Genomic DNA, 14858 nt, shown 5'->3' with positions numbered 1-14858 from the left:
GATGCTCGATGCGTGGAGGCAGCGATGACCGGACAGGCCGACAAGCTCCTTGAAGCGCTGCGTGCCTCCGTGAAGGAAACCGAGCGGCTGCGTCAGCGGAACCGCCAGCTCGTCTCGGCTTCGTCGGAGCCATTGGCGATCGTCGGCATGAGCTGCCGGTACCCGGGCGGGGTGACCACTCCGGAAGAGATGTGGGACCTCCTGGCCGCGGGCGGGGACGCGATCTCCGGCTTCCCGACGGACCGGGGCTGGGACGCCGAGGGCGTGTACGACCCGGACCCGGACAACCAGGGCACGTCCTATGTGGTCGAGGGCGGCTTCCTGCGGGACGCGGCGAGTTTCGACGCCGGGTTCTTCGGGATCAGCCCGCGCGAGGCGCTGGCGATGGACCCGCAGCAGCGACTGCTGCTGGAGACCTCGTGGGAGGCGCTGGAGCGGGCCGGGGTCGACCCGGCCTCACTCCGGGGCTCGCTGACCGGCGTGTTCGTCGGTGTCGCTCCCTCCGACTACGTCACGCACGAGGGCCTGCGGAGCATCGAGGGCCTGGACTGGCACCTGATGACCGGCGGCGCGGCCAGCGTGATGTCGGGCCGTATCTCCTACCTGCTCGGGCTGCAAGGGCCCGCGGTGTCCATCGACACGGCGTGCTCGTCGTCCTTGGTGGCGCTGCACCTGGCCTGCCAGGCAGTACGCTCCGGCGAGTGCTCGCTCGCGCTCGCCGGTGGCGTCACGATCATGGCCTCGCCCGCGGGCTTCGTCGGCTTCTCCCGGCAGCGCGGCCTGGCCGAGGACGGGCGCTGCAAGGCGTTCTCGGCGGACGCCGACGGCATGGGCATGGGCGAGGGCGCGGGCATGGTCGTCGTGGAGCGGCTGTCCGACGCCGTGCGCAACGGCCACAAGGTGCTCGCGGTGGTACGCGGCTCCGCGACGAACCAGGACGGCGCGTCCAACGGCCTGACGGCACCCAACGGCCCGTCCCAGCAGCGGGTGATCCGCGCCGCGCTGGCCAATGCCCGTCTGACGGCCGCCGATGTGGACGTGGTCGAGGCGCACGGTACGGGTACCACGCTCGGCGACCCGATCGAGGCGCAGGCGCTGCTGGCGACGTACGGCCAGGACCGGCCCGAGGACCGGCCGCTGTGGCTGGGCTCGGTGAAGTCCAACATCGGGCATGCCCAGCAGGCGGCCGGTGTGGCCGGTGTGATCAAGATGGTGCTCGCCCTCCAGCACGGCGAACTTCCCAGGACGCTGCACGCGGACGAGCCCTCGCCGCACGTGGACTGGTCGGAAGGCGACGTACAGCTGCTGACCGAGGCCGTGCCGTGGCCGGCCGGCGAGCGTCCGCGCCGCGCCGGTGTGTCCTCCTTCGGCATCAGCGGCACCAATGTCCACCTCATCCTGGAGGAGGCTCCCGAGTCCTCCGCCGAGGAAGCGGCGTCCGGCGAGGCCGCGCCCGAGAACGGCGAGACCGCGGCACCGGCACCGGTGGTCTCGGGGGCGCACGCCTGGCTGGTGTCGGGCCGGTCGGCCGAGGGGCTGACGGGGCAGGCCGGGCGGCTGCGGGACTGGGTGAGCGCGCGGCCCCAGCTGGAGCCGAAGGACGTGGCGTGGTCGTTGGCCGCGACACGGTCGCTGTTCGACCACCGTGCTGTGGTGGTGGGCGCTGACCGCGGCGAGCTGGTGGCCGGCCTGGAGAGCCTGGCGGCCGGTGTGCCCGCGGGTTCGGCGGTCTCGGGTGTGGTCCGGCCGGGTGCGCGGGTGGTGTTCGCCTTCGCGGGGCAGGGCTCGCAGTGGGTGGGTATGGGCCGGGGGTTGGCGGAAGCCAGTCCGGTGTTTGCGGCGCGGATCGCTGAGTGTGAGCGGGCGTTGGCGCCGTTCGTCGATTGGTCGCTGAGCGATGTGCTCGCGGGTGCGCCGGGTGCTCCTGCTCTGGAGGCGGCGCATATCGTCCAGCCTGCGTTGTGGGCGGTGATGGTGTCGCTGGCGGCGGTGTGGGAGGCGGCAGGTGTGTCTCCGGATGCGGTGGTGGGTCACTCGCAGGGTGAGATCGCGGCGGCGACGGTGGCCGGGATGCTGTCTCTTGAGGATGGTGCCCGTGTCGTGGCGTTGCGGTCGCGGTCGTTGAAGGTTCTGGCGGGTGCGGGCGGGATGCTCTCGGTGAGCCTGTCGGCCGCTGCGGTCGAGGAGCGTTTGCCGAAGTGGGGCGAGCGGCTGTCGCTGGCGGCGGTTAACGGGCCGGCCGCGGTGGTGGTGTCGGGCGCGCCGGAGGCGCTGGAGGAGCTGCGGGCCGAGCTGGACGCGGAAGGGGTCCGGGCTCGGATGGTGGCGGTGGACTACGCCTCGCACAGCGCCCAGGTGGAGCGGCTTGAAGAGGAGATCGTCTCCGTACTGGCCGAGGTGGCCCCGCGCCAGGGTCGGATGCCGATGGTGTCGGCCATGTCCGGCGAGACGCTGTCCGGTGAGGAGCTGGACGCCGCGTACTGGTACGGAAGCCTGCGGGCCACCGTGCACTTCGACCGTGCGGTCCGCACGCTCGCTGCCCAGGGCCACCAGGTGTTCGTGGAGGTGACCCCGCACCCGGTGCTGTTGGGTGCGATGAATGACACGCTCGAAGAGGTTGCGCAGGACGCCGGCCCCGGTACGGCGGCCGGTGTGGTGTGCGGGACGCTCCGCCGCGACGACGGCGGTGCGGCGCGGCTCCTCACGTCCTTCGCGGAGGCCTTCGTCCACGGCGTGACGGTCGACTGGGCGAAGGTGCTGCCGTCCGCCGACCGGGTCGAGCTGCCGACCTACGCCTTCCAACACGAGCGGTTCTGGCCGCCCGAGGCCGGGCCGAACCTGGGCGGGGACGCGGTCTCCTTGGGCCTGGGGGCGGTGGGTCATCCGCTGCTGGGTGCGGTGGTTGAACTGGCTGGTGGTGCGGGCCTGGTGTGCACCGGTCGGCTGTCGGTGCGTACGCATCCGTGGCTGGCGGACCACACGGTGGGCGGTGTGATCCTGCTGCCGGGCACCGGCTTTGTGGAGCTGGTCGTACGTGCCGGTGACCAGGTGGGTTGTGGCCTGCTGGAGGAGCTGACGTTGCAGGCGCCGCTGGTGGTGCCCGCCGACGGAGGTGTCCAGGTCCAGGTGGTGTTGGCTGGGGCCGACGCTGATGGGCGTCGTGCGGTGGAGGTGTTCTCCCGTACCGACGGCTCCCAGGAGGCCTGGACCCAACATGCCAGTGGCACGCTCGCCCCGGCCGGTGCACCGGCTCAGGAGGAGAAGGACTTCGCTGTCTGGCCGCCGCGCGATGCGACCGCGGTGGACATCAGCGGCATGTACGAGGCGCTGGCCACGGCGTCGTACGGCTACGGGCCGGCGTTCCAGGGCCTGCGGGCGGTGTGGCGCCGCGGCGAGGACATCTTCGCTGAGGTGGAACTGCCCGAGGGCGTGGCTCAGGAGGCCGGTTCCTTCGGGCTGCACCCGGTGCTGCTCGACGCCGTACTCCAGGCGGGGGCCCTCGCGGACGGACCCGTCCAGCTCCAGGAGGGCGATCCGGGTCAGGTGCGGCTGCCGTTCGCGTGGACCGGTGTGGAGCTGCATGCCAGTGGTGCTTCGGTGCTGCGGGCGCGGCTGCGGCGGGACGCTCAGGGCAGCCTGACGGTGACGGCCGCGGATGCGACGGGCGCGCCCGTGGTGTCGGTGGCGTCGCTGATCACCCGTCCCGTCTCGGCGGACCAACTCCATTCCGCAGAGGCCGGAGTGGCCGATGCGCTCTTCGCGGTGGACTGGGCTCCCGTGGTCGAGTCTGCGGTCCCGTCGGGGGAGTGGGTGCTGATCGGCGCTGACCGCTTCGGTGTGGCCGAGGGGCTGGACGCGGCCGGTGTGCCGGTACGTGCCTTCGCCGACCTCGCCGAGGTGACGGCCGCCACTGAGGCGGGCGATGTCTCCCCGCGAGTCGTGCTGGTGTGTGCCGGCGACGAGGGTGCCGACGTGGCCGAGGCCGCCCGCCGGGTGACCGGTGAGGCTCTGGGGCTGGTGCAGGAGTGGCTGGCCGAAGAGCGCCTGGGAGACGCCCAGCTCGTGGTCGTCACCCGTGGCGGTGTGGCAGCCGCCGCCGGTGAAGGAGTCGTGGACCTGGCGGCGGCCGCCGCCAGGGGTCTGCTGCGCTCGGCGCAGTCGGAGAACCCGGGCCGGTTGGTCCTCGTGGACTTGCCGGCCACCGCCACCGATGATCAGGCCGTCTTGGTGCTGCCGTCTGTGGCGGGCGGTGGTGAGCCGGAGTTGGCGGTGCGGGGCAAGGTGGCGTTGGGGCGGCGGTTGTCGCGTCCGTCGGGTGAGTTGGTGGTGCCTGAGGGGCTGTGGCGGTTGGAGCCGGATGCGGGTGGGTCGTTGGAGGGGCTGGTGCTGGCGGCGGTGCCGCAGGCCGGTGCTCCTTTGGAGGCCGGGCAGGTTCGGGTGGCGGTTCGCGCGGGCGGGCTGAACTTCCGGGATGTGCTGATCGGTCTGGACATGTATCCGGGTGGCGGTCTGATGGGCAGCGAGGTCGCCGGAACGGTCATCGAGACCGGTCCTGCGGTGTCCGGGCTGGCCGTGGGTGACCGTGTGATGGGGATCGCCGCCGGCGGCTTCGGCCCGGTTGTGATCACGGATGCACGACAGGTCGTACGGATCCCGGAGGCCTGGTCCTACGCGGAGGCCGCGTCCGTACCGGTCGCCTTCGTAACGGCCTGGTACGGGCTGGTGGAGCTGGCGGGTGCGCGGGCCGGGCAGCGGGTGGTCGTACATTCGGCTGCCGGTGGCGTCGGGATGGCGGCGGTGCAGATTGCGCGCCATCTCGGCCTGGAGGTTTTCGCTACGGCGAGTCCGGCGAAGTGGCCGGTGCTGGCGGCGATGGGTCTGGACGAGGCGCATATTTCCTCGTCGCGGAGTGCTGGTTTCGAGGCGGAGTTCCTGGCTGCCACGGGCGGTGCGGGTGTGGATATCGTGGTGAACTCGCTGGCGGGGGAGCTGACCGATGCTTCGCTGCGGCTGCTGCCGAAGGGCGGCGCGTTCATCGAGATGGGCCGCACCGACCTGCGCGATCCGCAGGCTCTGGCACAGGAGCACCCGGGGGTCACCTACCGGCCGTTCGACCTCGGCGAAGCCGGGTCGGAGCGGATGGGCGAGATGCTCGGGCGGATCGTCGGGTTGATGGCCGAGGGTGAGCTGTCGCGGCTTCCGGTGCGGGCGTGGGATGTGCGGCGGGCGCGGGAGGCGTTCCGCTTCATGTCGCAGGCGCGGCACACCGGCAAGATGGTCCTCACGATTCCCGTAGGCCGCTACGGACCGCAGGCCCACCGCACGGGTGGGAAGACGGCGCTGGTGACGGGTGGTACGGGCACGCTGGGCGGGCTGGTGGCCCGGCATCTGGCGTCGACCGGGCGGGCCGATGGGCTGGTGCTGGCCGGCCGCTCCGGTCCCTCGGCTCCCGACGTGGCGGCGCTGGCGGCGGAGTTGGCGACGCTGGGCGCGCAGGTGCAGGTCGTGGCCTGTGACGCCGCCGACCGCGACGCGCTGTCCACCGTCCTCGCCCGGATTCCCGAAGAGGCGCCGCTGAAGACGGTGGTGCACACCGCGGGCGTCCTGGACGACGGGACGATCGCCTCGCTCACCCCCGAGCGGGTGGCAACCGTCATGCGGCCCAAGGCGGACGGCGCCTGGAACCTGCACGAGCTGACCCAGGGCATGGACCTGGAGCACTTCGTCCTGTTCTCCTCGGCCGCGGCGACCTTCGGCTCTCCCGGCCAGGGCAACTACGTGGCGGCCAACGCCTTCCTCGACGCCCTCGCCGCCCAGCGTCGCGCCGCAGGACTGCCCGGAACCTCGCTGGCCTGGGGCATGTGGGCCGACGTCAGCGCGCTGACCGGGCAGCTCAGCGACGCCGAACGGGACCGGTTGACCCGCGGCGGCGCCAGGGCGCTGAGCGCGGAGGACGGTCTGGCCCTGCTGGACATGGCAGTGGCCAGGGACGAGGCGCTGTTGGTGCCGACCCGAATCGACCTGGCCGGGCTGCGGGCGCAGGCCGCCCGAAGCACCGAGGTCCCGCCGATTTGGCGCGAGTTGATCCGTAGCGTCTCCGGTCGCCGTACCGCGGCCTCGGGCAGCGGCGGCGCGGACTCGCTGCACCAGCAGCTGGCCGGACTGTCGCAGCAGGACCGGGAGCGCAGGCTCACCAACCTGATCCGTACGCATGTGGCGGCCGTGCTCGGACACACCTCCGCCGACGCCATCGAACCCACCAGGGCCTTCTCCGACCTGGGCTTCGACTCGCTGACCGCGGTGGAACTGCGCAACCGCCTCAACACCGCGACCGGTCTGCGGCTGCCGGCCACGCTCGTCTTCGACTACCCCAACCCCGTCGCGCTCGCCGGTCACCTCCGGGCCCGGCTCGTGGGCGACGGCGAGCAGCTGGTGAACCTCCCGCCGGTCCATACGGACGCGGTGTCCGACGAGCCGATCGCGATCGTCGGCATGGCCTGCCGGTTCCCCGGTGATGTGAACGACCCCGACGCGTTCTGGAAGTTGATAGCCAGCGGGACGGACGCGATCGCCGGCTTCCCGGACGACCGGGGCTGGGACACGGAGGGGCTCTACGACCCCGACCCCGAGAAGGTGGGGACCTCGTACACCCGGTCCGGCGGATTCATGGCGGATGCCAGCGGCTTCGACGCCGGGTTCTTCGGGATCAGCCCGCGTGAGGCGCTGGCGATGGACCCGCAGCAGCGACAGCTGCTCGAGGTGTCGTGGGAGGCGCTGGAGCGGGCCGGTATCGACCCGGGGTCGCTGCGTGGCAGCCAGACCGGTGTCTTCGTCGGCGGCTTCGCATCGGCGTACGGATTCGGCGCCGGCACTGGGAACGAGGGAGTCGAAGGGCATCTGACGACGGGCTTCGCGACGAGCGTGATGTCCGGCCGGGTGTCCTACGCGCTGGGCCTGGAGGGCCCGGCCGTGACCGTGGACACGGCGTGTTCGTCGTCGCTGGTGGCGCTGCACCTGGCCGCCCAGGCGATCCGTGCCGGGGAGTGCTCGATGGCGCTGGCCGGCGGGGCCACGGTCATCGCCACCCCTGACGGGATCGTGGGCTTCAGCCAGCAGCGCGGCCTGGCCGTGGACGGGCGTTGCAAGGCGTTCTCGGCGGACGCCGACGGCATGGGCTTCGCCGAGGGCGCGGGTGTGCTCGTGGTGGAGCGGCTGTCCGACGCGCGGCGCAACGGTCACAAGGTGCTGGCGGTGGTACGCGGCAGCGCCATTAACCAGGACGGCGCGTCCAACGGTCTGACGGCGCCCAACGGCCCGTCCCAGCAGCGCGTCATCCGGGCCGCCCTGGCCAATGCCCGACTGACAGCCGCCGATGTGGACGTGGTGGAGGCGCACGGTACGGGTACCACGCTGGGTGACCCGATCGAGGCGCAGGCGCTGCTGGCCACGTACGGCCAGGAGCGCAGCGAGGGCCGGCCGGTGTGGCTGGGCTCGGTGAAGTCCAACATCGGCCACACCCAGGCCGCCGCCGGTGTCGCGGGCGTGATCAAGATGGTGCTCGCCCTCCAGCACGGCGAGCTGCCGCGGACGCTGCACGTGGACGAGCCCTCGCCGCACGTCGACTGGACGACCGGCGATGTGCGGTTGCTGGGAGAAGCCGTGCCGTGGCCGGCCGGCGACCGGGTACGCCGTGCGGGCGTGTCCTCGTTCGGTATCAGCGGCACCAATGTCCATCTGCTGCTGGAGGAAGCCCCCGGCGCGGAGGCCGAAACCGTACCCGAGGGCGATGCCGGAGAGCCGGCCGACGGATCTGCTGTGGTCGAGCCCGGCGGGGTCGGAGCGTGGCTGGTGTCGGGCCGTTCGGCCGAGGGCCTGACCGCACAGGCGGGACGGCTGCGTGAGTGGGTGGCGGCACGTCCTGAACTGGAACTGACCGATGTGGCCTGGTCTCTGGCGACCACGCGGTCGGTGTTCGAGCACCGTGCTGTGGTGGTGGGCGCTGACCGTACTGAGCTGGTGTCCGGTCTGGAGAGCCTGGCGGCCGATGTGCCTGCGGGTTCCGTGGTGTCGGGCGTGGCTCGGCCGGGTGCGCGGACGGTGTTCGCTTTCGCGGGGCAGGGCTCGCAGTGGCTGGGCATGGGGCGGGAACTCGCCCAGACCAGTCCGGTGTTCGCGGCGCGGCTCGCCGAGTGTGAGCGGGCGCTGGCGCCGTTCGTCGACTGGTCGCTGAGCGACGTCCTCGCGGGTGCGCCGGGCGCTCCCGCTCTGGAGGCGGCGCACATCGTCCAGCCCGCGTTGTGGGCGGTGATGGTGTCGCTGGCGGCGGTGTGGGAGGCGGCAGGTGTGTCTCCGGATGCGGTGGTGGGTCACTCGCAGGGTGAGATCGCGGCGGCGACGGTGGCCGGGATGCTGTCGTTGGAGGATGGTGCCCGTGTCGTGGCGTTGCGGTCGCAGTCGCTGAGGGTGCTGGCGGGTGCGGGCGGGATGCTCTCGGTGAGCCTGTCGGCTGCGGAGGTCGAGGAGCGTTTGCCGAAGTGGGGCGAGCGGCTGTCGCTGGCGGCGGTCAATGGCCCGGCGGCGGTGGTGGTTTCCGGCGAGCCCGGGGCTCTGGAAGAGCTCAAGGCGGAGCTGGACGCGGAAGGGGTCCGGGCCCGGATGGTGGCCGTGGACTACGCCTCGCACTCCGCCCAGGTGGAGCGCCTGGAGGAGGAGATCACCTCCGCGCTGGCCGGGATCGCGCCGCGTCGGGGCCGGGTGCCGATGGTGTCGGCGATGACGGGCGAGACGCTGTCCGGTGAGGAGCTGGACGCCGCGTACTGGTACGGAAGCCTGCGCGCCACCGTGCATTACGACCGTGCGGTGCGGGTGCTGGCCGGGGCGGGGCACCAGATCTTCATTGAGGTGACCCCGCATCCGGTGCTGCTGGGCGCGATGAATGACACGCTCGAAGAGGTCGCGCAGGACGCCGGCCCCGGTACGGCGGCCGGTGTGGTGTGCGGGACGCTCCGCCGCGACGACGGCGGCGCGGCGCGGCTCCTCACGTCCTTTGCGGAGGCCTTCGTCCATGGCGTGGCGGTCGACTGGGTGAAGGTGCTGCCGTCCGCCGGCCGGGTGGAGCTGCCGACGTATGCCTTCCAGCATGAGCGGTTCTGGCCGCGTGCGGCCGGGCCGGTTGCCGGCGGGGATGCGGTGTCGCTGGGTCTGGGGGCGGTGGGTCATCCGCTGCTGGGTGCGGTGGTTGAACTGGCTGGTGGTGCGGGCCTGGTGTGCACCGGTCGGCTGTCGGTGCGTACGCATCCGTGGCTGGCGGACCACAGGGTGGGCGGTGTGATCCTGCTGCCCGGCACCGGTTTCGTGGAGCTGGTCGTACGTGCCGGTGATCAGGTGGGTTGTGGCCTGTTGGAGGAGCTGACGTTGCAGGCGCCGCTGGTGGTGCCCGCCGACGGAGGTGTCCAGGTCCAGGTGGTGTTGGCTGGGGCCGACGCTGATGGGCGTCGTGCGGTGGAGGTGTTCTCCCGTACCGACGGCTCCCAGGAGGCCTGGACCCAGCACGCCAGTGGCACGCTCGCCCCGGCCGGTGCACCGGCTCAGGAGGAGAAGGACTTCGCTGTCTGGCCGCCGCGCGATGCGACCGCGGTGGATGTCAGCGGGATGTACGACGCGCTGGCAGGGGCATACGGATACGGGCCGGCGTTCCAGGGTCTGCGGGCGGTGTGGCGCCGCGGCGAGGACATCTTCGCTGAGGTGGTCCTGCCCGAGGGCGTGGCCGAGGACGCGGGAGCCTTTGGCCTGCACCCGGCTCTGCTCGATGGGGTGTTGCACGCCAGCGCCCTGGTCGGCGATGCCGAGCAGGGCGAGCCGGGTCAGGCGCGGCTGCCGTTCGCGTGGACCGGTGTGGAGCTGCATGCCAGTGGTGCCTCGGTGCTGCGGGCGCGGCTGCGACGTGATGCCCAAGGCAGCCTGAATGTGGCGGCCGCGGATGCGACGGGTGCGCCTGTGGTGTCGGTGGCGTCGCTGATCACCCGTCCCGTCTCGGCGGACCAACTCCAGACCGCCGAGGCCGGAGTGGCCGATGCTCTCTTCGCTGTCGAGTGGGCCCCGATCCCCGAGGCCCCCGTACCGTCGGGGCAGTGGGCGCTGATCGGCGCCGACCGCTTCGGTGTGACCGAGGGGCTGGACGCGGCCGGTGTGCCGGTACGTGCCTTCGCCGACCTTGCCGAGGTGGCCGCCGCGGCCGGCGCGGGGGAGTTCACTGCGCGGTTCGTGCTGGCCTGCGTGGGGGACACGGACGGCGACGTGGCCGAGGCCGCCCGCTGGGTGACCGGTGGGGCTCTGGGGCTGGTGCAGGAGTGGCTGGCCGAAGAGCGCCTGGAAGACGCCCAGCTCGTGGTCGTCACCCGTGGCGGTGTGGCAGCCGCCGCCGGTGAAGGAGTCGTGGACCTGGCGGCGGCCGCCGCCAGGGGTCTGCTGCGCTCGGCGCAGTCGGAGAACCCCGGTCGGCTGGTCCTCGTGGACCTGCCCGCCACCACCATCGACGACCAGGCCGTATCGGTCCTGCCATCCGTGGTGGACAGCGGAGAGCCGGAGCTGGCAGTTCGCGGCAAGGTCGCCTACGGGCGTCGGCTGACCCGTCCATCCCGGTCCCTGACAGCAGTTGAACAGCCGTCGGTCCGGCAGGGCGCGCGCTCCGCGCTGGTGACCGGTGGTACGGGCACGCTGGGCGCGCTGGTGGCCCGGCACCTGGTGACCACCGGGCGTGCCGACGGCGTGGTGCTGACCAGCCGTTCGGGCCCGGCCGCCGCCGGAGTGGCCGTGCTGGCCGCCGAGCTGGCTCAGCTCGGCGCATCGGTCGACGCGGTCGCCTGCGACGCGGCGGACCGCGGCGCGCTGGCCGCCGTGATCGAGGCGATCCCGGCCGAGCGCCCGCTCAGGACCGTCATCCACGCCGCCGGTGTCCTCGACGACGGCACGGTCACCTCGCTGACCCCGGAGCGGGTGGCGACGGTGATGCGACCCAAGGCCGACGCCGCATGGCACCTGCACGAGCTGACCCGGGACATGGACATCGACCTGGAGCACTTCGTGCTGTTCTCCTCGGCGGCGGCGACGTTCGGCGTGCCGGGGCAGGGCAACTACGTGGCGGCCAACGCCTTCCTCGACGCGCTGGCGGCCGGCCGCAGGGCGGCCGGGCTGCCGGGAACGTCGCTGGCCTGGGGCCTGTGGGCCGAGGTCAGCGGCCTGACCGGGCAGCTCTCCGACGCCGAGCTGGCCAGGATGACCCGGAGCGGGACCACCGCGCTGAGCGCGGCCGAGGGCCTGGCCCTGCTGGACCTGGCGCTCACCCGCGACGCGGCCGTGCTCGTACCGGCCCGGCTCGACCTGCCCGGGATGCGGGCGCAGGCGGCCCGCAGCGACGAGATCCCGCCGTTGTGGCGGGCGTTGACCGGCGGACCGGTCCGGCGGACCGCGGCCTCCGGCGGGGCGGGCGCGGACTCACTGCGGCAGCAGCTCGCCGCGCTGCCCGCCGAGGACGGCCACCAGATGCTGCTGAACCTGGTGCGCGCGCACGTCGCGGCGGTGCTGGGCCACGCCTCCGCCGACGCCGTCGAGCCGGGCCGGGCCTTCACCGACCTGGGCTTCAACTCGCTCACCGCAGTCCAGCTGCGCAACCGGGTCGGCACGGCCACGGGGCTGCGGCTGCCCGCCACCCTCGTGTTCGACTACCCCAGCCCGACCGCGCTCGCCGTGCACCTGCGCGGCCGGCTCGGCGGGGAGACCGCCGCGGGCGCGGACGCCCCGGCTCCCGCCGGGGCCGCGGCCCACGACGAGCCGATCGCGATCGTGGGGATGAGCTGCCGGTTCCCCGGCGGTATCAACCGGCCCGAGGACCTGTGGCACGTGCTCGCCGACGGGCGCGACGCGATCTCGGGGTTCCCCGCCGACCGCGGCTGGGACCTGGAGGCCCTGTACGACGCGGACGCCGCGCACACGGGGACCTCGTACACGCAGGCGGGCGGTTTCGTCGCGGACGCCAGCGAGTTCGACGCCGCCTTCTTCGGGATCAGTCCGCGCGAGGCGCTGGCCATGGACCCGCAGCAGCGGCTGCTGCTCGAACTGTCCTGGGAGGCCGTCGAGCGGGCCGGGATCGACCCCGTCTCCCTGCGCGGCAGCCAGACCGGCGCGTTCGTGGGCGGCTACACCTCCGGGTACGAGATGAGCGTGCTGGCCGAGGGGGGTTCCGAGGCCGAGGGGCACCTGATGACCGGCGTCGCGACGAGCATCCTGTCCGGGCGCCTCGCGTACACCTACGGCCTGGAGGGGCCGACGATGACCGTCGACACGGCGTGCTCGTCGGCGCTGGTGGCGCTGCACCTGGCCGCGCAGGCGCTGCGGTCGGGCGAGTGCTCGATGGCGCTGGCCGGCGGCGTGACGATCATGGCTACGCCGGGGACGTTCATCGAGTTCTCCCGGCAGCGCGGGCTCGCGCCGGACGGACGGTGCAAGGCGTTCGCCGCCGCGGCGGACGGCACCGGCTTCGCCGAGGGCGCGGGCGTGCTCCTGGTGGAGCGGCTGTCGGACGCGCGGCGCAACGGGCACCAGGTGCTGGCGGTGCTGCGCGGCAGCGCGATCAACCAGGACGGTGCGTCCAACGGTCTGACGGCGCCCAACGGCCCGTCGCAGCAGCGGGTGATCCGGGCCGCGCTGGCGAACGCCGGGGTCCGCGCGGACCAGGTCGACGCCGTCGAGGCGCACGGTACGGGGACGACGCTGGGCGACCCGATCGAGGCGCAGGCGCTGATCGCGACCTATGGCCAGGGACGCGACGAGGACCGACCGGTGTGGCTGGGTTCGGTGAAGTCCAACATCGGGCACACACAGGCGGCGGCCGGTGTCGCGGGCGTGATCAAGATGGTGCTCGCCCTCCAGCACGGCGAGCTGCCGGCGACGCTGCACGTGGACGAGCCCTCGCCGCACGTGGACTGGGCCGACGGCGAGGTGCGGCTGCTGACCGAGCCGGTGCCGTGGCCGGCCGGCGACCGGGTGCGCCGTGCGGGCGTGTCCTCGTTCGGCATCAGCGGCACCAACGCGCACGTCATCCTGGAAGAGGCCCCCGAGCCGCCCGCGAGTGCCGCTCCCGCCGGGCCCTCGGCCCCGCCCGCCGTGGTGCCGTGGGTGCTGTCCGGGCGGAACACGGAAGCGCTCAAGTCCCAGGCGGGACGGCTGCGGGAGCTGCTGCTGGAACGGCCGGACTTGGCCCCCGTGGACGTCGGGTACTCGCTGGCCACGACGCGTACGGCGTTCGCCGAGCGGGCGGTCGTGCTGGGCGAGGAGCGCGACAGCCTGCTCGCCGGGCTCGCCCTGGTCGCCGCCGGCGTGCAGACCAGGGACGTGCTGACCGGAACCGCGGCGGCGGAGCACAAGGCGGTGTTCGTCTTCCCCGGCGGTGAGTCGGGGTGGCTCGGCTCCGCCGCCGGGCTGCTGGACGAGGCGCCCGTCTTCGCGGCCCGGATGGCCGAGTGCGAGCAGGCCCTGGCCCCGTACGTGGACTGGAAGTTGACCGAGGTGGTCTGCGAGGGGCCGGACGGCCCGGCGCTGGACCGCCCCGGTGTCCGCCAGCCCGTGCTGTGGGCGGTGATGGTGTCGCTCGCCGCGCTGTGGCGCTCGGCGGGCGTGCACCCGGCGGCGGTCGCCGGGCACGCCGTGGGCGAGATCGCGGCCGCGCACGTCGCGGGAGTGCTGTCGCTGACCGACGCCGCCAGGACCGCGGCGCTGACCGCCGGAGCACAGCCGGGCAGGGACGCACTGGCCCCGGTCCGCCCGCGGCAGGGGACGGTGCCCGTCTTCTCCAGCCGGGACCTGGCCTGGACCGACGGCACGGACATGGACGCCGGCTACTGGTGCCGCAGCCCGCGGGAGACCGCACCGTTGCGGGAGATGGCGCTGGCCCTGCTCGACGGTGGGTTCGGCGCGTGCGTCGAGGTCAGCCCGGACCCCGTACTGACCGCGGGCATCCGGCGGGCCCTGGACGACGAGGACCTGCAAAAGGGCGCCGGAGTCACGATCACCGGGACACTGCGCCACGGGGAGGCCGGACTGCGGTCGTTCGTGGCGGGGCTCGCCACGGTCCATGTGAGCGGGACCGCGGTGGACTGGGCGGCGGTCCTGGGCGGCGGACACCGAGTCGACCTGCCCACCTACGCGTTCCAGCGGCAGCGGTACTGGCCGGCCGCGCCGGCCCGTAAGCCGGTGGCGGCGTCCCCGGGCGAGCAGCGGTTCTGGACCGCGCTGGAGGAAGGGGACATGGCCGCCCTCGCCGGGGTGCTGGGCATGACCGAGCCGCTGCGGGAGGACATGCCGCTGGGCACGGTGCTGGCGCAGCTCACCACCTGGCGGCAGCGCGAACGCGACCTCGCGCAGCCCGGCGGCCTGCCGGGCGACGGCGAGGAGGGCGGGACCGACGGCGGGCCGGCGGACGGGCCGGGGGCCCTGGGATGGGTACGGCAGCTGTCCGGCCTGTCCAAGGACGAGCAGCGGGAGCTGCTGCTCGAACTGGTCCGCCAGGAGATCGCCGCGACGCTCGACTACCCCTCGGGCGACTCGATCCACCCCACCGGCGACGTCTTCGAGATGGGCATGACGTCCATGTCCGCCGTTCAACTGCGGGAAAGAATTATCGAGCAGACTGGACTTAAACTGCCGGAGGGCTTTGTCTACGACCTCTATTTTCCGGAAGCGATCGCAGGCTTCCTCCTGAGTGAGCTTCCGGACGAGCTTCAGGAAGGCGCTCCTGGGGATTCTTGAGGGTTCCCCGGAAGGCGGGATCATGTTAGCGTCCAACCGGCTTCTTTGGACGGAAT

Annotated in this window: 1 protein-coding gene; it reads left to right on the top strand. The window is 73.0% G+C overall.

The window, feature by feature from the left end:
• Positions 1-24: 24 nt before the first annotated feature.
• On the top strand, positions 25-14802 hold the full coding sequence (locus ACH4K4_RS00040) for an SDR family NAD(P)-dependent oxidoreductase (RefSeq protein ID WP_398163686.1): 14778 nt from the start codon (positions 25-27) through the stop codon (positions 14800-14802).
• Positions 14803-14858: the final 56 nt, after the last annotated feature.

Source organism: Streptomyces sp. NPDC017529, from assembly GCF_044329785.1.
Classification (GTDB): Bacteria; Actinomycetota; Actinomycetes; order Streptomycetales; family Streptomycetaceae; genus Streptomyces.
This window is presented reverse-complemented; position numbering and strand designations above follow the sequence as displayed.